At 56.2% G+C, this 21,669-nt stretch carries 13 protein-coding genes; 5 read left to right on the top strand and 8 right to left on the bottom strand.

Features of this window, described 5'->3' with window-relative positions; all coding sequences use genetic code 11:
• Nucleotides 1-529 precede the first annotated feature (529 nt).
• Nucleotides 530-2,287 (bottom strand): SIR2 family protein, encoded by a 1,758-nt coding sequence (locus tag ACIQUF_RS05085; RefSeq protein WP_403129112.1) that lies wholly within the window; start codon nt 2,285-2,287, stop codon nt 530-532.
• A 361-nt stretch (nt 2,288-2,648) separates the two neighbouring features.
• On the opposite strand from ACIQUF_RS05085, the gene ACIQUF_RS05080 reads away from it, so the two are divergent.
• Nucleotides 2,649-3,224, top strand: a complete 576-nt coding sequence (locus tag ACIQUF_RS05080) for a DUF6037 family protein (protein ID WP_346640041.1) — start codon at nt 2,649-2,651, stop codon at nt 3,222-3,224.
• Nucleotides 3,225-3,362: 138 nt separating this feature from the next.
• Here ACIQUF_RS05080 and ACIQUF_RS05075 read toward each other — a convergent pair whose 3' ends face one another.
• Nucleotides 3,363-3,989 (bottom strand): hypothetical protein, encoded by a 627-nt coding sequence (locus tag ACIQUF_RS05075; protein WP_403129110.1) that lies wholly within the window; start codon nt 3,987-3,989, stop codon nt 3,363-3,365.
• Between the two features lie 145 nt (nt 3,990-4,134).
• Entirely contained in the window at nt 4,135-5,547 is a 1,413-nt protein-coding gene (locus ACIQUF_RS05070; RefSeq protein WP_403129108.1) for an ImmA/IrrE family metallo-endopeptidase, read from the bottom strand.
• A gap of 108 nt (nt 5,548-5,655) precedes the next feature.
• On the opposite strand from ACIQUF_RS05070, the gene ACIQUF_RS05065 reads away from it, so the two are divergent.
• On the top strand, nt 5,656-6,915 hold the full coding sequence (locus ACIQUF_RS05065) for a hypothetical protein (protein ID WP_403129106.1): 1,260 nt from the start codon (nt 5,656-5,658) through the stop codon (nt 6,913-6,915).
• Nucleotides 6,916-7,275: 360 nt separating this feature from the next.
• Here ACIQUF_RS05065 and ACIQUF_RS05060 read toward each other — a convergent pair whose 3' ends face one another.
• Nucleotides 7,276-7,728, bottom strand: a complete 453-nt coding sequence (locus ACIQUF_RS05060) for a helix-turn-helix domain-containing protein (RefSeq protein ID WP_403129104.1) — start codon at nt 7,726-7,728, stop codon at nt 7,276-7,278.
• 606 nt (nt 7,729-8,334) lie between these two features.
• Between ACIQUF_RS05060 and ACIQUF_RS05055 the strand changes: the two genes are divergently transcribed.
• Nucleotides 8,335-9,063 (top strand): metallophosphoesterase, encoded by a 729-nt coding sequence (locus ACIQUF_RS05055; RefSeq protein WP_403129102.1) that lies wholly within the window; start codon nt 8,335-8,337, stop codon nt 9,061-9,063.
• 31 nt (nt 9,064-9,094) lie between these two features.
• Here the strand turns inward: ACIQUF_RS05055 and ACIQUF_RS05050 are convergent, their stop codons facing one another.
• Complete coding sequence (locus ACIQUF_RS05050; RefSeq protein ID WP_403129101.1) at nt 9,095-9,571, bottom strand: helix-turn-helix domain-containing protein; 477 nt, start codon at nt 9,569-9,571, stop codon at nt 9,095-9,097.
• Nucleotides 9,572-9,845: 274 nt separating this feature from the next.
• On the opposite strand from ACIQUF_RS05050, the gene ACIQUF_RS05045 reads away from it, so the two are divergent.
• Both ACIQUF_RS05045 and ACIQUF_RS05040 read left to right on the top strand, forming a co-directional pair.
• Nucleotides 9,846-11,012, top strand: a complete 1,167-nt coding sequence (locus ACIQUF_RS05045) for an aminotransferase class III-fold pyridoxal phosphate-dependent enzyme (RefSeq protein ID WP_403130287.1) — start codon at nt 9,846-9,848, stop codon at nt 11,010-11,012.
• Nucleotides 11,013-11,368: 356 nt separating this feature from the next.
• Complete coding sequence (locus ACIQUF_RS05040) at nt 11,369-15,442, top strand: P-loop NTPase fold protein (RefSeq protein ID WP_403129099.1); 4,074 nt, start codon at nt 11,369-11,371, stop codon at nt 15,440-15,442.
• Between the two features lie 99 nt (nt 15,443-15,541).
• Here the strand turns inward: ACIQUF_RS05040 and ACIQUF_RS05035 are convergent, their stop codons facing one another.
• Genes ACIQUF_RS05035 through ACIQUF_RS05025 form a run of 3 tightly spaced genes read right to left on the bottom strand, consistent with a single transcriptional unit; the run spans nt 15,542 to nt 21,490 of the window.
• Nucleotides 15,542-17,734, bottom strand: a complete 2,193-nt coding sequence (locus ACIQUF_RS05035; RefSeq protein ID WP_403130284.1) for a DEAD/DEAH box helicase — start codon at nt 17,732-17,734, stop codon at nt 15,542-15,544.
• A gap of 43 nt (nt 17,735-17,777) precedes the next feature.
• A complete protein-coding gene (locus ACIQUF_RS05030) occupies nt 17,778-19,073 on the bottom strand; it encodes an ATP-binding protein (RefSeq protein ID WP_403129098.1) in 1,296 nt (431 codons plus the stop codon).
• Complete coding sequence (locus tag ACIQUF_RS05025) at nt 19,070-21,490, bottom strand: TerB N-terminal domain-containing protein (RefSeq protein WP_403129096.1); 2,421 nt, start codon at nt 21,488-21,490, stop codon at nt 19,070-19,072. The genes ACIQUF_RS05030 and ACIQUF_RS05025 overlap by 4 nt, the downstream gene beginning before the upstream one ends.
• Nucleotides 21,491-21,669 lie beyond the last annotated feature (179 nt).

Genomic DNA, 21,669 nt, shown 5'->3' with positions numbered 1-21,669 from the left:
TTCGGGCTTCGGAGCCGCGGGGAAACACTCCGGTGCGCGATCTAATGCCGCGAGGCCCACCCGCCAGGCTGGCGTGCCCCTGTGCCGCTCATGATCAACCCAAATCCAGGAAGCCTTGTTTAGGTTAGCCGCGATGCTGATGTTGATTTTTACTTGGCATTGGCCGTGAGTGAGTCGGTGATTGATCTTGTGGCGGAGACGTTCCCCGATACCCGCTCAGCGGGTAGCTCACATTCTATGCTGCGCTACGAAGCTAGAGCAGTCGCAGGCGCCTTGTCGTTGTTGTCGGTTTTACGATGTGAATATTTGACTGAGCAGGCATCAAGGGAGGCAGTGCTCGTAGAGTGCTTCGATGTTCGGTACGCCAGCCACAATTGCGATGTTGTCTGCCTGATAACGCAGGGCTGCACTAGCGCGCTCGTCTTCTCGCGTCCACAGTCGCCTGGCGTGGTAACGAAGCGTTTCGAGACTGGTTGCGACAAGGTGTGCACGCTAGGTGCTTTGGCTGTCCAATGAGCCAAGCAGTGGATCATCCCATGTGGTGCTGGAGACCTTCTATGAACGTATCCAGATACTCCTTGTCACCCTGAGCGAATCCTGCTCGGAGCAGCGGGGCTCCGTATTCCTCGAGTGATAGCCCTGTGGCTATCCGCTTTCTGGATTGCTCATTCCACTTTATGCGGCCAGAGACGAGGTAGTGGAAATTTCCTGTCTTCAGGCGCTCCTTCATTTCTGCTCGGCTAACCTCCGCCACGCTTATGTGGGTGAGCAGGCAGGCTATCTCGAAATAATCGTAGATCGCCTGCGACTCTCGAACGCCCGCGAAATCGGCTGCCCACTGAGGCATCAAGACCTCAAGCACGCGGCTGCAGAGTGGGGTGTTGCATTCACTTTGACCTGGAAGCTCTTCCCATCCTTTGCTGCAGTCTGACTCGATGAAGAAGGGCGCGAGAATTGCCCCGATGCGCTCTGCGTAGCCGTCATGCACCAGCGGGGTGTTGAGGAGTTTATACAATCCGTCCCATCGACCGGCGCGGGTCAAGCCCAGGCCATAACCGTAAAACACAAGCGCGGCAGGGTAGCTCATGACGCCCTGCCAGTAGAACGAACCGCCCCGATAGTGTTGGGCTAAGAAGTACAGCGACTTGATGGCTTCAAGTATGGAGTCGATCTCGTCACCGCTGCCCCAGCGCCCCAAGATGGTTCCCAGTCGAGCAAGCGGTTCAGTTGCAGCTTCACGTGCTTGGGCGAGTTCTGTGAAAGCCAGTGGCGGGTTTGGCTCCCCGGCAGCAAAGACCGCGGTGAGATGATCCAGCACTCGACGGGTTTCAGTGCTGACTAGGTCATCGAGCTGAATCCGATACTCCGTTTTGGCCATGAAGCGTTTGGCCATCGCAAGCGTAAGCTCAATGCCGACTGGGTTTGATTTTTTGCTCTGGTGGATGGTATCCAGCTTTATCTGCAGCTGGGTGAAGAAGGTGTCTGCATCGCCGTTGGCGACCATTGCCCGGCGGTGACTTACGAGCTCTTGAGCGCATGTCGACATGTGCCCGTGTGACAACCAAACGGTTGGATAGCGTCGGCTCGGTGCTCGTACGAAAGCAGCCCGAAGTGCGTGATCCCATTCACCTGACCAGCCCGCAATGACCAGTCCAAACTCATCGATGATGCGGTCGAGGAGGGCGTTGAACTGCGGTGGGTAATCACCTAGTTCCAGGTCGGTGTTGAGTATCCGCGCGTCCTTGTAGTCCCCATGGATTTTGAGGAGGTAGCAGGGCGAGTGAGTCAGAGGCTCGGCACCTAGGAGGCTGTCCAGGTTGCTGACGACGGTGGGTTCAATGCCGAGGTCTCGTAACGCGCTTTCCATCAGCCGATCAAAGTTAGTGGTAACGATCACTCGTATATGACCTGCCTTCACCATGTCAGCTACGGCCCGGTGGGCTGCTGTTGGTATTTTCAGGCCATTTTCCAAGTCTTGCTCGCTTGGCTCCAGAAACCCCTGGATAATGGATCGTCGCTCAGTTTGGGTTGTAGCCAGCGCTTCAAGCAGCGCCGAGTAACTGGGGTGGTGGCCGGTCTGCTGGACGTACCACGCCAGCCAATCAGTCTGCTCTTTCGCCCCCGAGGCTCTGCCTAAGCGTCTGACCAGCTCCATCGTGATTTCCCAGCCGGTGGGTATGCCGGCGGCACGTGATACCCCGGATCCAAGGAGCACTGCATACACCCCCTGGTTCTCGGACATGGAAAAGGCCAGTTGCGTCGTTGGGTCGCCTGAAATCATGGTCATGACGGTTCTCCAGAGAATGAAGGACAGAACGTTTCCAGGTTGTGAAAGTGGAGTACATTTGTACTCCTTTAAGGCTTGAGGCTAAGCCGCAGGGGTGAAGCAGAGATAGTCAGCCTGAGAGCAAGAACGCGCTCGTCACTCACTACGTAGATCCTGCTCAGGAGAGACTGTGCTGACGATTGAAAGGGTCAGTGTGGCCATTGAGGACTTTCGGCCAATGCGGGTTGAGTAGGTGCGATGTAAAGACGGGCCATCAAGAGTTCGCTTGTCTCATAGGCTCAGCCTAGCCATGATTGTGCCTTCAAGATCGCGCAGCTGGAGCTGTGCGACAAGTCACGCCAGTAAGAAGGGAATGCAGTCTATGCACATGACGTCGTTGAGGGCTCTTCATCAAAGCATGATCGCGATCCGGTCGGACATGCAGCAGTTTCGGATCAACGTGGGGGCCGCTAGCTTTGATTGCCTGTTTTCGACACGCGATGATCCTTTCGTTCTTGCGATGACCTCCAGAGGTGGTGCGCCAAGATTTTTTCGGTTTGATGTGCGAAAAGGTTACCTAATCCGAGACTATCTGGGCGACATGTATGGCAGCTTGCTGGAAGTGCTGCGTGTAGATGGCGCAACGGGGCAACGCTTGATCCCCAGTGTTTTCCTTGAACAACTCAACGGTGCCATTCCGACCCAGGCCACGCCGGCCCGGCCAGCCCCCTCTGAGATCGTACGGCTTAGGCCTGACATCATTGAAGAGAGAGATAAACCTTATTTCGATACCTGGACACGCTGGGATCCAGATGGCCCCCGTCGACCGAGCGAAGAAAACAGGCATAAGACGTTGTTACTCCTTGGGCGGGAGGCGCTGGAGTTCAGCATCCAGGTGAACGCGTCGTCTCGATGGAGCGCAACCGATACGGGACGTCGTTGGCAAGACAGGGCTTGAACCGGAAAATGTTCAGAAGGGATCCATTGCCGTGTTGTATGGATTACAAGTGTCGTGAATCTTCCGAGATGATCAATAAAGCCTTGCGCTGGGAAAGAGCATGGAGAGGGCCCTACCGGGGTAGGGCCCATTTTACAACTAGCGCCCCGGATACCAATTCGTCTGCCCCGGCTTGATCTCGCCTGGACGATACCCGTACCTCATCTTGAGTAAAGGTTTCAGCTCCTTGTACATATCCCCCAGACTGTCCAAGATCATGGATACATACAGGTCGAATGTCGGGTGCTTACGCCAGTATTCATCGTAGATCGCGTTGCAAAGAGAGCGATCGAACCAGCCGCGAAACACCATGAGGGCGCCATTGATCTGCGTCTCCAAGCCTTCAGTTGAGAACGCCTTTTTGCTTCCCTCATCTTTCAACCGTTCTCGCTGCAGGTGGATGGCGGGGCAATAGCCCAGTGCTTCTACGGCCTCATGAAAACGCTCATGTACCACCTGGTGTGCTTCGCGATCTTCTTTGAGGTCGGCGGCGAAGCTGAAGTCGCAGAGGGTGCACTTGCTTGTGCCGTAACGATCCTGTGACACATCCACGTGGAGCATTAGCCACGAATCATAGCGTCGCACAGCTTCATGATAGTTTCTGACGCCCAGCACTTGCACGGCAGCCAAATCTTGTCGCTGACCGAGTTTCAAAGTCGGATAGGAGTCTTTCAGTGCCTTGGCGGCGCGTTTGACTTGCTTGATGTGGGTATAGGTGACTTGCAATTTTCAGCTCTCGCGAGGGCTGGCCTGGCGTCCACTACAAGGCAACCTGAATGGATCTCAGGTCTGGATGTATCAACTGTCACGATAGTGCTAAAGCTTCGCTGGTGTGGACTGCAGGCACCTACCGAGTACCTGAGCGCGCAGACTAGCACCCTGGACGCTGGCTGACAATCTCGGCAAACGAGCGTGCGCGTTTGCTAAAGCTGCTGGCGTCAACCAGTAGTCCCAAGCTGAGCAAACGCAGGCGGACTGCGGTCTTGGATACGTTGAAATGGTGGCTCAAATTGTCTGTCACCAACCGATAGTTTCGGTAGTTGACGCCCTGGTTATCCAGGTAGAGGAGCCCGTGCCCTCGGTTGCGAATGTCATAGATCACCGCCAATAGCGCCAGGCGTTGGAGAAAGGCTCTTGTCGGCATGAGCAGAAATGAGGCGAAGGCATTCGCCTGCCACTCCAGCCGCTCGACATCTCCTCTCGGCATTCTGACACTGTGATGAGACTCGAGGTCGCCTGCCTGAACCTCTTCTCGCTTCATGTATTTGCCGTGACCTAGGTAGTAATGACCCAGCTCGTGAGCCAACGTAAATCTGGCCATAGGAGCATCCTGGTGATCAGCGAAGATCTGGATCCTTGGCGGGCTGAACGATATGCCTCCCAGGGCAGATTTCGAGGCACCGCTGAATACCACCTCCAGACCGCTGCTGCAGAGCTCATGATCAGCGAGCTTGCGCAGATCAACGATCCCATCGCTGTAGTGGATACGGCAGAGTATCTCTTGCACGCGCTCTTCGATTTGAAGCATCGACAGGAAAGCGACTCGTTGCCTCTCTCTGGGTGTATTCCGAAGCAGCGTCCTCAAATCAGCGGAGCTTTGACTACTGTCATCGAAGAACAAACCCTGGAATACCCCTTCCCAGGTATTCGTATACCCATCAGGGGTGGCAGCATAGGTGCTGAATACTGTCGGTTGGTACAACGGCTCGATCAGGGCGTGCCTGATCGCGTGACTTCTTCGTGAAGAGGCATTCACCACTCCTATCAGCAATGGGCGCGCGAGTTCCCATTTGAACCTGTCCTCATCCAGCCACCGAACCACGGCCATGCCCTTGTTCTTGGCAAAATTCATTGCGCCGGATTGGAACGCACTTGCTGAGACGAACATCCCCTTGGCGTTGTGACCAGTGACCTGACTGATCTTGGCGCTGAATTCCTCGACGTCGTTGATTGGAATGGAGCCGTCGTAGTGCTTGCACTCGATCAACATGATCATCGAGGGCTGTTCGAAGCCAGGGTGCCTGGCTTCGATGGCAATATCGAACACGATAAAATCGTCGCGATCCCGGGAGAAGTACTTCTTCTTACGATGGATTGTGCTGAATTGCGGAGAGAACAGGAGGTTGCCGGCCTCGAGCTCACGGGACAGGTGATCAAACACCTTCTGCTCAAAAAGCTCGCCCTTGGCGAAGGTGCTGAGCTTTGATGCTTCCATTGTTGGTGACGTCATTCCGCTTTTCAGGCTTTCTCTACCGTGAGATTGGCCACGATAGCTAAAAGCCATGTCACATCCAAGTGTTGGCCTGTATTGGTCAGTGAAGGACCTTACGGCGCCCTTGCCACCGGGCACAACCCCCGGCACCCTGATCACCTTTGTTGAGAGGTTGGTTCGGTGAACACACAGGAAACGCGGTACCCGAGGGAGCGCCTGACTAAGCAGTTGATCCGAATTTGCGAGTCGCTCGACAACGTCTCGACGCGCGATATCGAGTACAAGATTTACGACAAGCCGGCTGCCTGTCGACTGACTGTGAATGAGCTATGGGTAGTCGGCTCTTATGCACGCGGAGCTTTGATGTGTGGCGACCTGGATGTAGTGGTCAGATACACCAAGGTCTCAGGGGCCAAGCCGAAACCTCATGTCTACCCGCGGGCATTTTTCGGTAGTCCTAGAGGTGTGAGCTTTTTTGACGGAGATCCCCAGGAAAACAGCTCTGGTGTTGGCTTCGATGATGCAGTGCTCATTTGGTCTGAGGCCGACGGAGAAGAGCAGCTGTGGTTGTCGAGGATTGATGAGATAAGGCCGGATCCTGAGGCAGGTCGGGCCTCGCGCGATTCAGACTGTATTCCGCTACGCCCTGAGCAACTGCGCATTCACAACGACGCGCTGGAGCAAACTGTGCTGGGCTACCAGCAGCGTACGCTTGAGTGGAAGTTCTATGCCCTCGACGAAGAAATGAGCAGTCCGATTCCAGAAACCGGGCTGCCCGACTCAGACGCATGGCTCGTGGAGTTCGCGAAAGACATGACAGCGAAAAGTCGGGCGCTCGTTCCAGCCATCTGGCGTGTGGCGACAAAGACCGAGCCCCATAGGATCTGGAGTGAGGCAATTGGTGAGCGGGCGACTCTGCGATGTGGTAGCACGCTCATCCATATTGGCACTCCAGCTCTCACACTACGCCATTTTGATAACGTGAAGACGCGCCAGCTGATGCTGGTTCCACACAGCAGTTCGCGGGGCCCAAAAGGTGTTTGGCTGATTCGGCGCGGCCCACAACACCCACACGTGCTTGGCTTCAAGAGCCGGGAGATATTCTATGTGGGGGAGCCAGGCGTACCGGAACTGATCCGTGCCGAGCATGAGTTTGGCGAGGTGCGTATTTTTGAGTTCTTTGAAAGTTTTGAGCAGGCCAGAGCTGCTGCCGATGAGATCTATTCGCATCCAGCGGCCCAAGTGGTTATTAGCCGTGCGCAAGACGAAGAGATCTTCGACTTGTTGGCGGGCGCCGACGTGCTCGAGTTTCGAATGACGCACACCGCGGTGACGGACTTGGGGCGTAGCTATCTTCAGCAGGAAAAAAGAGGAGATGACGGTGAATGGCTGGCTGAGATTGCCGCAGCGGTCACCGCTGCACCTGCCTCAATGGCATGAGATTCAAAGCAATGCTGCCATTGCCTATCGATATGCTGCTCAATGGCAAGATCACACCCAAACAGTGCTCTCAACAAGCGCCATGATCGCCGACCTACCTCGTGCGTCGACCGGCTGCTGCCCAGCCTCGCGTCACTTTTTTTGAGTTATGAGCGTTCTGATCTCATTAGAAAAGCGACCGGCGCTGGCTGCAAGCGTCCTGAGATTATCCAAGGATCAAGCATGGGGCCACTCAATCTAATCGTGAGGTTTGGGCCGTGCTCTACTGATGATTAATCGGTGCCGAGCCGTCAAGCAATGAGCTGATACTCTACACGGAGCTCGAAAGGCAGCACGCTTGAGGAGATGCTCTGGGAGGCATCACTCCTTGCGCCAGTAGCGGCTCACAGTGGATCGAGGAATACCCAGTAGTGTGATCACTTCAGCCTGGGTCTTACCTTCAGCCTTGAGTGCACGCACCTTCAGCAAATTTTCCTCTGCGCTGCGGGTTCGAGGATGCGCCTTCTTGGTAGGCGACTGAGGAAGAGGGGCATCAAGCATTTCCAAGCGTTGGAGCTCTGCGTGCACCTGGTCGAGTATCTCCCTTGGCGTCTTTCGTTCATCTGCAGCATGTACCAGGGCCAGCAGTGCCACTGGATGCAAGCTCAAGGCTTTCGCCAGCTCTCGACTTGTTTCCAGCGTCGGGTTGGACTGACAGCCTTCGATTCGGCTGATATGCGATTGGGTCACCCCACTGGCGACATCGTATTGCGACAGCTGTTGCTGATCTCTCAGCAGCTGCAGCACTGCTGCATAGGCTTCACGCAGGTTCATTTTGTCCGCCCTGATAAAAGGGAGGGTATGCCGCGTTTGCGTGCTCTCGCTCAAATGTATATATTCATCTTTTTGGGATTTAATGGTCTTGATCGATGCTAGGCACATCTGGAACTCCGCAGCAGCCAGCAACGCCAGCGCCCGATCAGTCCGTTCAATTTATAGCTAAATCGTCAATTTCGAGGTGCGCGCACGCTGGTTGTTCGGTGACCACGCCAGAGACCTTCCAAACGGTTTGGATTGTCCGGCTGTAACTGTTGCCCGACGTGTTGCTGCCAGATCCTTAGCGCGAAGAGATGGAAGGAGAAGGAAGCCTTCATACCTTCCTCTAAGGTCACTTCGAAGTGTTCGATAGCCATGATGCGATCTCGCCAGGCAACGACCTGGTGACCGGCTACGAGCAACAGTCGTATGTCTGAGAGGCCGGCAGTTTTGGGTTGTGATGGACGGCCCGGCTGGGCGCAGCTTCATATATCAACCTGCCGCCGCTGCGCTCGCCAATGCAGCGTGTCGGAGCACGGCAGGGCTTATTGCTCAAACCTCACGGCTCCCCTAAAGCTGTGAACGAGCGATCTCTAAAATGCCGCTCGGAGAACACGTGAGCTGATGAAAATTTTGATCTACTCAGATTTGCATATCGAGTTCATGAGCTTTGAACCGCCACAGGTTGATGCGGATTTGGTTGTCCTTGCTGGCGACATCTCGGTGCGTGGTAGAGGGGTAACCTGGGCTAACGAAACCTTCGACTGCCCACTGATCTACGTGTGCGGAAATCACGAGTTCTATAAGGGGCACATCGATCATACGTTCGCCAAAATGTGCGAAGCCGCAGCAGAGCATGTGCACGTCATGGACAACCAGATTCTCTTCATAGGTAGCACACGGTTTTTGGTTACGACGGCATGGACAGATTACACGTCTACGGGCGATTACAAGGCGGCCATGAGGGACTGTGCCGAGTGGATGAGCGACTTCAGGAGGATCAGGGTAGGGGAGGGCTACAGGAAGCTTCGACCCGTTGACCTCATAGGGCGGAACATTGCCGCTCGTGAGTTTCTCGTCAGTGAGCTCGCCAAACCATTCGTGGGTAAGACGATAGTGATAACTCATCACTGTCCAATCCAGGACGTTGCCGGTGAGGGGCATGAAGGTCATCTGGGCGCGGCATACTTCAACCAGTGGCATGACCTCGTGGCCCAAGCTGACGTATGGATTTATGGTCACACCCATTACGCGGTAGACACAGTCGTGACGGGGTGCCGACTAGTGTCGAACCCGCGTGGTTATCCAGGAGAACGTACAGGCTTCTCAGCTGACCTCACCATCGAAGTCTAGGCTCATCTCGAGGATGAAGGGCTGAGACGGTTTAGTCTTCAGGGTAATGCCAGAGTCGGCCTACCGTTGACTTAGGTACTCCAAGGCGTGCGCTGACTGAGGCTTGTGATTCTCCCGCGGCCTTGGCAAGTCGAATGGCTGCCAGCTTCTGGGGATCAATCTGCTTCCCTGGTCGCACCCGGGTGACCTTGCCCTCTTGGTAGTGATCAGCAATGCGCTCGAGTGCCCCGAGGTTGTTGAGGCCTTGGCATTCCTGTTGGATAACTTCCAGCAGTTGCTCATCGCTCATCCCTTTACTAAGCGCAGATGCTAGGAGAATGAGCGTGGCGGGATCGACCTCCAGCTTGGCAGCCACTGCTTCAAGGCGATCAATCGTGATGCTGGAGCGGGCATTTTCAATATTGTGCAAATGACGCGCTTCGACTGAGCCGGACATCTGCTCTTGCGTCAGCCCCTTGGCATGTCTAATCACGCGCACCAAGGCGGCTAGTGCCGGCATGAGTGACATTGAGCATCCTCGCTAAAAACGAGGATGAAGCCACGTTGATGGCTCCCGCTCTATGCAATATAGTGCTGATTGTGAGATATCATTCTGACATCTCAATTGGTAAGGCCAGCCTCACACGCATGGCCAAGGAAAATACCGCGGCGGGGGGGTGCCACCGGCGCACATCGCAGTCCGAATGGACGAATGAGTAAGCACGCTGCGTTTTGGCGCGTGGACGTATGGAGGGGTGAGCCTGGTGCAGTGGGCATCATGTCGGCTCTGAAAATCAGGAGCTATTCACCTGATCGATGTCAACGGACATCGCGTCCAAGATGCGTTTTCAGGTCTGTGGTGTGTAAACGCTGGGTACGGACAGCAGAGCATCGTCGAAGCGGCAAGAAAGCAGCTTGAAGATCTGCCCTATGCGACTGGTTACTTCGGATTTGGTAGTGAGCCTGCGATTGAGCTTGCTGATCGTCTGGCAAGGCTGGCCCCGCCAGGATTGAATCATGTCATTTTCGGCCAAGGTGGATCTGACGCGGTCGACACGGCCATCCGGACAGTCCGCTATTACTTCAACGCCATTGGTCGACCAGAGAAGAAGCACTTCATCGCTGTGCAGCGCGGCTACCATGGTTCGTCAGCCATCGGTAGCGGTTTGACTGCACTTCCGGTCTTCCACCGTTATTTCGATGTGCCGGCGCCGACTCAGCATCACATCGAGGCTCCTTATCCTTACCGTCATAGCGCGGGCCCGGCTGAGGCCGCCATCTTGCAGGCGACGGTTGCGGCGCTTGAGAGCAAGGTGCTGGAAATCGGGCCTGAAAAAGTCGCTGCATTCATTTGCGAGCCGATCATTGGATCTGGTGGGGTGATTGTTCCACCCGCCGGATATTTAAAGGCGATGCGTGCGGCATGTGACAGGCTGGGCATCCTGCTTATCGTAGATGAAGTCATCACGGGCTTCGGTCGCACCGGGCCGATGTTTGCGTGCGAGCACGAAGGTGTAAGCCCTGACTTGATGACGCTGGCTAAAGGGCTAACTTCAGGTTATGCACCGATGGGGGCGACTCTCATCTCCGAGCAGATGTATGCGGCGATCGCAGAGGCTGGCTCCGACGGTACGCCATTCGGTCATGGGCAAACCTACGCAGGTCACCCTGTCAGCGCCGCGATCGCCAACGCAACGCTGGATCTGTACGAAAACGGTCTTCTAAAGAACGGCACGGACGTCGGGGAATATTTCCAGTCCAGACTGCGCACCCTGGAAAACCTGGATATTGTTGGTCAGGTTCGGGGGCAGGGCATGCTGGCGGGCTTGGAACTCGTTGCGGACAAGCAGACCAGGGCCAAACCGGACGCCAACCTGAAGTTGGGCCAAAAATCCTGGCTCATGCGTTTTCGGAGGGGCTGGTGTTCCGCGCGTTTGCTGACGACATCCTTGGGTTCGCACCGTCGCTGAACTACACCAAAGCTGACGTCGACACTCTGATCGAAATTCTCACTTTCTCCATCCAGAAAGTGACTGGTGCTAATTGGGTTTAACCCTGCTGATCTCACCAGACAGCGTTAGGCGCTGTTTTTGAGGGCCTTCTTCTAGAACGCCCTCTTTTTTTGCCTCACGGAATGATGTCTGGACGCTAATACGGCTGCAGTGCATTCGCCACATCCCGGGCAAGACCCACGGGGAACCCTCAGTTACGCCACTCAGTCCACCACGCTGGTGTCTGCTGCGACGGCTAGAGTTCGCATTCCCGTTCCAGTAACCTCGCCTGATGCTGGCCATAGGCCGCGCCCGTTGATGAAGGAACACGACGTATGCATGACCCCCTTGGTTCGATGCCGGCAGTGCTAGACCGGCAGATAGGCAGTGAAGAGAAGGATGCTTTCGGGCATCGACATTTCGCCCAGGCTTTGCGGAGTTTGGTTGAGTCGGAGCATCACAAACCTCCATTCAGCATTGGCTTGCTCGGCGGATGGGGTACCGGTAAGAGCTCGATCAAGGAGCTGTACACGAGGGGGTTGGAGGACGATGCCACCCTCAATGAGCGGCGTGTCAGCCGCAAAGATCGCTACAAAAGTATCACGTTCAATGCTTGGCGTTTTGGTGGCAAAGACCAGGACATCAAGCGGGCACTGCTGCGCCACGTATTTTTGGAGCTTGACGGAGACGAGAATGCGCTGCACGACAGGCTCTTTCGCAATGTGACCCAGGTCGAGCAGCAGTGGAAAGGCTGGCGTGAATACACTATCCAGCTGTGGCGTGCGTGGTCTATGCCGCTTCCTGCATTCTTCGTCGCTATGGCAGGGCTTCTATTTTTCATCTGGGCGGGTCTGAGAATTTTACCCGCGGACGGTACTTTCGCGCAGAGCGCCTTATCGTTTGTCATCGGCGGGGCATACAGCTACCTACTCAAGCAACTCAAACCTTCAAAAATCGACAGTTTCAGATCCATCACCAAGGTCTCGTTGCCAAGTGCCAGCGCAGAGCAGTACGAAGAAATGCTTCTGGCTCAGCTCAAGGTCTTCAAAGGCACAACCAAAGGCATCCTGAGCAAGCCAAACACTTGCGAACGGCTTGTAATCTTCGTGGATGATCTTGATCGGCTATCTGCTGAGGAAATGGTACTGGGGCTCGATGCCGTCAGGGCCTTCATGGAAATACCGGCTGAAAAGCTGCCAGAAGGGCTCGGTCTGGTGTTCGTGATTTCCTGTGATGAAGCCAAGGTCGCGGATGCACTCGCCAGGGGGCGAAGTAACAACCCTGAGCAGCCAGGTACGGTTTTCACTCACAAAGACGCACGGCGATACCTAGATCGCATCTTCCAGTTCCGATTGGAGATCCCCCCACCACCGCGCAGCGATATGCGTCAATTCGCATTGAGTCACCTCTCGAGTTTTGAAGAGATCGTCACTGACTTGAAGGGCCGCGGTACGAGCCCGGAGCAACTGATTGATCGCATGATCCACGTGAACGTGGTTGACCCACGTAATGCACTGCAGATCGTCAACGCATTCGCTCAGTCCTGGTGGTTGGCAAGACGACGCGAGCGTGAGGGCGATATCAGCGAGCGTCCTGGTGGGCTACACCATGAAGCAGTTACAGGCCATCCCGTTTCCCTAGCAGCCCTGAGCGCCGCGAAGGTCAGCTTCCCTGACTTCTATCGGGATCTTCAGGATGATCCGCAGTTGCTAGGGCGACTGACGTCGATACTGGTACATGAGATGTCCGTCCTCGAGTTCCCGGCAGACCTGCGACCACTGCTGGTCAAACGATACGTGATCTTTGACGATGACGGCCAAGGGGGCGGTACCACCAAAATTCGCGAAAACTGCAGGGAGCTTCGACAGTTTCTGTCGAGCCTGGTCGGCATCCGGTGGCCGGATTCTTTACAGAGCCTGCTGCTGCTGTCGGAAGACCCTATCAGTCGCAAGTTCGGCGCCGGTACCAACGTTATTTATGGTCTGTTGATGTCGGGTGATGTGAGAGGGGTAATCGAACACCTTTCGCCGCGTGCCGACAAGGTCGTACTCAACGATGACCAGGCGCACCTTCTGCACCAGATGATCAGCGATCTTCACCTGGAAACTGTGGGTCGTCGTCACAATGCTTTGCGGGTCATTGCGAGCTTGATCAATGATCTGCCTGAACGAACCAAGCGCCTGGTTCTTGGCCCGCTGTGCACCGAGTTGGCTGGTTCGAGCACCCTTAGATCCATGGTAGGCATCTCGAAGGTTGCCGCAGTGCTGGTGAGCGCCAGTCGGGAGGATCAGCGTCAGGTCGCAGGGGCTCTGGTCGATGATCTCTGCACCACCGGTCAACCGTTCGGGTTGACCCTCGCGAATATGCAGACCCCAAGCCTGGATGATGCCAAGTCAATGGCAGAGAAGGCCACGGAGGTTGTCTTGGCTGTACGAGAAGAGCACGGACTTGCTCCGGGACAAGATCGCAAGTTCGTTAAGTGGCTTGAAGAGCGCAGCATCACCGTGGGCGGCAAAGCCTATTCGTTCCCGTTCAGTACGCTGGAGTCCTGGATCAGCGATCACGAAACCATGCTCATGAAAGCCCTGGGTACGGAATACCTCAACCTCTTGGGTAACGAAGTCGAGTCCGGGCGTAGCCAGGAGATCGACATGGAGCGCGTGGGGCCTCGCGTAGCCGAGCTGTTTGAAACGTTGGCTCAGGCTGGAGAGGAGAGCAGGAAAGACTTGTGGGAGCTGGTCGAGAGCTATCTGATGCTTCCGGACGGTACCCTGAAAAGCCGTGCATTCGCTGTGATTGAGCAGCACCAGAAGTTGATGAGCAGTGAGGCATTGTCATCGTGCCTTGAAACGGTAGCTAAGCTGCTGATCGAGCAGCCAGACTCTGAAACTGACTTCGACCGTGGTTTGAAGTGGGTAATGCAGAGCGCTAGCAGTCGCTTTGAGGAGTTGGACGACGAAGCCCGGGAGTCCTTGGTAGCTCTAGCTAAAGACTTGCCAGTTGACGACTATGAGGCCGACGCTGTCTCGGTGTACGAGGGGATCATTCAGCGGGATAACATTTTGCTGGCAAGTGTGGCTGAGTCCTGGGCTCAGTCGCTGAGCAAGGATCTTCCTTTGCTGTGCTGCGCAGCGATGTTCAGGTCGTATGATCGACTGCCTGCGGCAGTTAAAGCTTCGATAGCCAACCAACTTGAAAGCGGCTCGTCAGCTTCTCCGCTGTCCGAGCGCTTCAGTCAGGTTTACCCAATAGCTGCATCGAAAATTCCTGGGCGCTGCTGGAAGGAGCCGGAACTGCAGGCGCATTTGAATGCGGTCATGAGCCGCTTGCCTTCTATGCTTTCCAGAGACGAGGCAGACCTCAAAGCACTTTTACCGGGCCTCACCCAGGTCTACCACTACGCAGAGCCAAGTACCGTTGGTATCTGTCTGCGGGAAACCTTCCGTACAGGCAACAGCTACCCTGCAATGCTCAATCTTCTCCACCAATTCTTCGCTTTGACTTGGCCGACTGCGGAAAATGCGCCTGGATATGTGCCTCAGACAATCTTCACTGATGCCATCTCTACGATGACCTCATACCCAGCACAAGCTAAGGCGGGCGTGCTGCGATCGCTGCAATCGCTGATCGATGATGGGCTCGTCGATCCCGCTCAACAGAACGCCTTGACAGCACTGTCATGCACTGCTTGGCAAACCCATCCTGTTGAAGCTGAGTGGTTCCTGGCAAACAGCAAAGCCACATTTACTGGCGTCCAGGTGGCCGCGCTGCCTAATGCCATTCAGTGGGGCAATGACCAGGAAGTGGCTCGCTTGGCAGCGGTGTGGCGCAATCTTGCGGCCAGGCTGAGTGCCGAAGAGCAGCTCGCAGCGACGTCCTCGATATTGAACAAAGCTCAGGCTGGGGATGCGGAGGCCACAGATCAGTGCCTCACGCTATGGTCGACGTGTCTCGGCACCAAGGCCTACCCGACGCTCAAGCGAGCGATCGTGGATGCCGCTACAGATGATGGGCGCCGCCGGTTGTGGCGGCAAATCATCTCTCCAGGCATTAAGCCCGACGGCATGGAGTTGCTCAAGGTCGCATTGCCACTACTGGAAATCCCGGATTCGCCGCAAACAGCAAGCGCCGTGCTAGAGGAGCTCAAGGCTCTGCCTGGGCGCTTTAGCAGCCAGAGCGAGCGTCACAACATCGCCGAGATACTGCTCAAACATCTTCCACGATGCCCCTCCATGTCCACCAAAGGCCAGCTCGCGACTGTGGCACATCAGCTCGGAACTTCGGCGGTTCTGAAGACCGTCGATCCTGCCTCATTAGCAGATGATGATTTCTTGGCGATCACGGAGAAGTTTGGCAAGAGTCGAGAGCTGACCACGTTGCGTAAGCGCGTTGAGAAGCTGAACGCCTGACTCCACTAGCTTGGTGGCACATCACCTCAAGGCCCGCCAGCGATGGATAGGGCCTTTTTTGTACGTAAGTTCCTGAACACATCGCTAATCGTGCGAACTCTAGCGACGATCACTCAGCTCACGTGCAACCTCAACTGCTCGCTGCAGGTTGAGATGGCTGGAAGCATAGGATTTCATCAGCAGAGGGCGGGGTAGGGCCCAATCCCATTTTTCCCTGATCATGTTCTCGACATCTTCGAGAATGGGCCCGGGGTCTGCCACATCCAATTGTCCGACAATGTGCAGCGCCTTCAAACAATCTTGCTCTCCGAAGGCAATTTCCAGGGAGAGTCCGGAGTTTTCGCACTGAATGCCCACATGCCGAAGCAAAAGGGCCAAGGCGTCATTGGTGTAGTCTCCCTGCCAGGTCAGCAGGTGGCTAACACTGGATGAGCCTGTAATCGACTTGGTGCTCAGACCCAGTGCGTGGAAGGTTTGTCGGGCTTCCAGAAGGAGGGCTTGAGCCTGCTTGTCCAAGAAGGGGCAGGGCGGCGTTTCCATGAGTACATTTCGCATTTCGAGGCGAACACGGTCGTGCACCTGTGCGCTCAACCCATCGAATTGCGGAGGTTCGCCACCACGCGCCGGGGTCACCACAATCACCTTGGCTTCTAGGTCGATGTCCTGAACTTGCCAGCGACGACCGCCGAATATGATGCGCTGGCCTTTGGAAAGTGGGCGACTGATGGGCAACGACCCCAGTGGCTTGCCATCCCTGAGCAAGCGAAATTCCTCATCGCTTGTGAACGCGGTGTAGAATTCGTAATGGTTGATCAGGCGCTCGCCAAGCTCCCCTGGAAGCAAAAGGCCCGAGCTGTCCTGGACAATCAGCTCTTTCTCACCCATGCCTTTGAGTAGTGACATCAGATCTGACTTCGAAACGCTCGCAAAACTGCCACTAGCAATCAGGATGTTCCATAGCTGAGCAGCTGAAGCCCCGCCGAGTTGAGCAATAGAAGACAGGCATTGCTGTACCAGCGTCGAAGCGTGCATGCCTTGCGACCTGGGAGGCTCAAACCAACCGGACACCAGCAAACGAATCATGGCAATCGTCTGCACCAGGCCTTCTCGCAGCTGGTCAGAGAGGTCAGATTGATCTGTTAAAGGGCGCTCGCGGCAATACGCTCTCAGCGTTGCAGGTTCACCAGGGCGCCGGCCTGAACGACCGAGACGCTGCCTTAGACTTGCCACTGAAGGCGGACTGCCTATCTGAGCGACTGTCCTGATATTGCCAATGTCTATGCCGAGCTCAAGGGTGGTCGTGCACACGGCGGAGGCGGGTGGATCGCCTGCTTTCAGGGCGCGTTCTGCGTCCTCTCGAAGCTCTTTGGATAGGCTGCCATGGTGGGGCCAAAATTCGTTAGGCACACCATCATGTTCACACAACGAGCGGAGCCGATCGGCGAACCACTCAACCTCCTGCCGCCTGTTGGGAAAAATCAGGTTGTTGTGCCCTCTGAGCACTTTGTACAGATGGCCTGCAATCGCCGCCTTGGAGCCGGATAGATCTTCTTGCGTCTCGTCTTTAGCCGAGGCTGTGTGATCGTCACTCGAACTCGGCTGACCGGTGTACGTCGATACAACCTCCTGCATTGGGCGTTCAATGTAACCACGCACTTGTACCTGGAGTTCTTGGCCTGAAGATTTGGATTCAATGACGGTGATGTCATTGGGGTGAGATGGCCTGAGGAACATGCGCGCCAGGGACATTTCACCCAATGTCGCTGACAGGCCCACTCGCGGAAGCGCTTTGCCTGTCACGATTTCTACCCGCTGCATGAGTGACTGCAGCTGTTTACCGCGTTCGCTGCCGATGAATGCGTGAAGCTCATCCACGACGATATAGCGAAGGTTTTGAAAGACTCCCGTCAGGCTAGAGCCCCTGTTTACGAACAGTGCCTCGAGCGACTCCGGAGTGATCAGCAAGATGCCCTCAGGCGATTTCAGAAACCGTTGTTTCTTGCTTGCTGCCACATCACCATGCCAAGCAACGACGGGCAGCTCGAGCCGCTCGCACAGCCGGCTGAGTCTGTCCCACTGGTCGTTGATCAGTGCTTTGAGCGGGCTGATATACAGCACCGCGCCGGCGGGCTCGCTGTCGTTGAGCAGGTTGGTTAGGATGGGGAGGAATGCAGCCTCGGTTTTACCTGCCGCGGTGGACGCTGCAATGATCACGTCGCGATCAGCACCCACCAGGGCCGGTACCGCCCACTCTTGAGCATCACGTAGCGACGTCCACCCCTGTGACCAGATCCATTGCTGAACCTCGGGGTGTAGACGCTCGAACGAAGAAGAGTCAGAGCTTGAAGCTGGCGAGCTCATCGTCGGCCTCGGCTTCAAGATCTTGCTGCCCACCCTCATCCCTGGACAGCTCCACGGCGCCCAGCAAAGTTCGCCAATCTGCTGTAGGGTTTTGCTCGATCACCGCGAGCAGGTTGATGAATGCGGTAATGGTCGTGCGCGGCGTGCGGAAGTACGCCTCGCCCAAGCGCTGATTACAGTGCGCCATGAACGCGGGGATAGCTTCGTCCGGCAGCAAGAATTTATCAGGTTCGCCGAAGGCGTAGACGTTGCGCAGCTTCTGCAGCAGCACATAGAAATCTTCGGGTGTCAGGCTGCTGAGCCGGATGACAGGCCCAGAAAGGTCAACCAGGCCAGACTTCGCAAAGCTGTTTTCCGCGAGACGCGATTGCAGGGCAGGGTAGCTGTAGAGTCCCCGACGCGTGTCCATCAGAAACTCTGGTGTGCCGCCCAGGACAAAGCCCAGGCCTTCAGCCGAACCCTGCAGCGAATCATTGAGGATCCGCAGAATCTGTTCGTAGTTGGCGTTGCGAGCTTGGGTGTTTGCCAGTTTGTACAGGTTGACCAATTCATCCAGGCAGACCATCAAACCGCCGAAACCGGCCAGGCGCACAAACCTAGACAGCAATTTCAACTGGTCGTAGACGGAAGCATCGTCGACGATCGTACGCACACCGAGCGCCGCCCGAGCATCGGTCTTGGTGGAAAATTCACCACGCAGCCAACGGATGGCGTCAGCCTTGAGCTGCTCGTTGCCTTCCTCGAAACCGCGACAGTAGGCGGCAATGACGTCGGCAAAGTCATAGCCGTTGACCATCTCGGTGAGCTCCGCCAGGTACTCACGGATGACCACCTCGCTCTCGACACCTCTGGCCTTGGCTTCCGTTTTAGCCTGGGAGATGAATTTCTCGACGATACCTTGAAGCGCACCACCATCGGGCTTGGTGCGTGTGGCCATGTTCTTGGCCAGTTCGGAGTAAAGGGAGCGCGCCTGACCACCCGAAGCATGAAGACGACGGTCAGGATTCAAATCGGCGTGCATCGTGACGAGCTTGCGCTCCATTGCGATGCCGCGAACTAGGTTGAGGAAGAAGGTTTTACCCGCGCCATACTCGCCAACGACGACGCGAAATGCGGAACCGCCATCTGCAAGACGATCCACATCCTTGAGCAGCGAGTCGAGTTCACCTGCCCGACCAACCTGGATCAGGTGCTGCCCTACACGGGGCACGACGCCCGCACGCAGTGATTGAATGACGGCGTCGCGATCCTTGGCTCGAATCTTACTCATAGGGCTAATTCATCCAGAATGTCGGGGTTGATTTCGATGGGATCGTCGCCTTCGGTCACGGGCATGTCGAACAGCTCAAACGCTGTGTCGTTGATCCGTTCCAGGGCGCCATCCAACATCAGTTCCATATCACTGGCTGCGTCTTCCAGCTCAGCGCGGCTCCATTCAGTCCGAGAAACCAACAGACGGAGGAACGCGGAATGCTCGACGTCCAAACCATGTACGGTAGCAAGCTGTTCGGCGGTACTGCCTTCCTGTTCTTGGGTCGCTTCTGATTCCGAGACGCTAGGTGTTTCAGTGGGCGCTTCCTCACTGAACACGCTGGCCAGTAGCGCCGACACTTCTGCCGTTTCTTGTTGCAGTCGGGCAACCTTGGTCATGTCCAGCGCAAATCCTGAGCCAGCGCTTTCTGATGCCTGAACCGCCGTGCTCGGTGCAGCGGTCGTAGTCATTGCCTCCACTGCATGGGAGGTGCGAACAGCTGCACTATGGAGGTCGCTGTAGACGAACTGCGGATCGAGGGTGAGCGATTTATAAACGCGCTCGAGTAGCTTCACTTCCTGCGGCGTCACCTCACCATCCGCTTGCGCGAGGTGGGCCAGGAAACTGGCAATTTTTCGCTTGGCATCGATCGTAAGGGGCTCGAGTTTCTTCTTGAGGCTGGCCAGCGTGGGGGGCTGCTTCAATTGAATCTGGAGGTGCGCCTTCAAGCGTTTGCGATGCGCGACACAGAGGTGATCCCATGAGTCGATGTGGCCTGACAGCAGATTCACCTCCTCAAGCGAGGTGTCACCGTCTGCCGCAGCGACTGCACTGGCGAGATCTAAGGTCACTGCTGCAGCGCTGTAAGCATCGGTAGAGCGAAGGGTGCCTTCGGCAGAGTCCGCGGCGAACAGCGCGATGGTGTCTTCTGCCTTGGGCGTACGGCTGCCAGAAAGGACATCGGGCTCCAATCCAATTCGCTTGCTTTCCAAGGCCCGGGCGAGTGCGACGACTTTGTCGCGGGAGAGTGCGCCGGCGGATTTGAATCGGCCTGCCAGCTCACCGAAGCTCATGCAGATGGTTTCGCCCCCGACGCGTTGCTCCAACTGTTCGAGTTCTGCTTTTGCTTCAGCAGGCCAGAGTTCTGTTGGCAACTGCAGGATGGCTTCCAGGCTGTCCCCTGCGTCCGGATTGCGCCCCAGATACCGGCTGTAGGGGTCAAGCACAGTAGCGCATTCCTCGACAATGACCTGGAGCTTGTTACGCGTTCCTGAGGTCGCCGCGACATCGGGAAGGTCACCTACGCCCACTGCAGGAATGCTCAATCCGGCAGAAGCAGGGCGATAGGCAATCTTGAGCTTGGTCTTGTTCTGGGGGAGCGCAATGCCGTTGGGATAGCGTTTCGCGCACTCGTTTTTGAAGAGCGCTGCGAATTGCTCCGGGCACCGAGTAACAGGTGTACGCCTGGAAATGTTCGGTTCTGCAAGCGCCCAGGCCAATGCCCAGCTCGGGTTGAGCGGATACTTGTCCACGGCCATCTGTCCCAGCGCGACACGCAGGGACATGGGCAGCTCATACCCATCTGCAGCGCTGGCAGCGGGCTCGCTTAGGTAGCTCTGAGGCTGAACAGCGCCGGCGTCGATATGGGCGAGGAAGCGGGTAGCGTAGCTGCGGAAGGAGTTGTTGTCGCCGTAGAGACCAAGCAAGCGCTCGACCTCAGCCTTGATTGCTGGGATCTCTGCCTTGGCCTGAGGGTCAGTCGATGCATCGACCAGCGCGCGGCGTTCAAGCCCGTAGAAAAACAGGAACACGTAACCCGCATCAGCTGGCTGTCGACGGCCTCCTGCTAGCCATTGCAGATAGGCTCGCCGTGCCTCAGGTGTGATGCTCCGGTAGCTTGGCCAGTAGGGCATCTGCCGCGCTGTGAGGTTCATCGGTGAGCGCGCGACTCGAAGCGTGGCATCGATTAGGGACGGTTCAGATTGGCCGAATTGTGTCGCTCGCTCGGTGATGTAAAGCATTCCGCCTGGGATGGCCAGCCCAGCTACGTTGAAGGACTCACCTTCAGCAAGCCAACGAACCCCGGTGGGCTTAGCACTGGGCTTTGGGATGGCGTAGCCCTGACCATCGCTGGACGAACCGACCTGGACGGTATGGAAGTCTCGCTCGCGGATATTGGTGCTGAGCTGGACGGATACAGTGGGGGAGGCTGCTTGTTGAGAGGACGCAGCGATCTCGGTGGCAATATCATCTTCAGGAACGTAAGGCTTTGCCTGGGTAGCGCGTCTGATGACCCATACCAATACGCCTATGCCTAGGATAACGCCTAGGGTAATCCACACCTGTTTTGGAATCTGTGCCAAGAGGGCAACGACGAACAACAAGGCGTACAGAGCGATCGGCCCGCCGCCGCTCCCTTTGCGCTTCCGTGGCATATGAGTGTTCCGTACTGTAGGTAATGGCTAAATGACATTTTTACGGATTTTTCTGGCCCGGCCAAGCTGAATAGACGAAGGGAGTACCTGGGAGAATAAATGAGCAGGGAATGCCTGTGAGTTCAAGCGTACTGGGGGATTTGACTTATCGAAGCGATTCCACAGCAGCCCCTGGGGAG

Source organism: Pseudomonas sp. NPDC090233 (assembly GCF_044772285.1).
GTDB lineage: Bacteria > Pseudomonadota > Gammaproteobacteria > Pseudomonadales > Pseudomonadaceae > Aquipseudomonas.
Note: the sequence above shows the minus strand (reverse complement) of the source record. Positions and strands in the feature narration are given on the sequence as shown.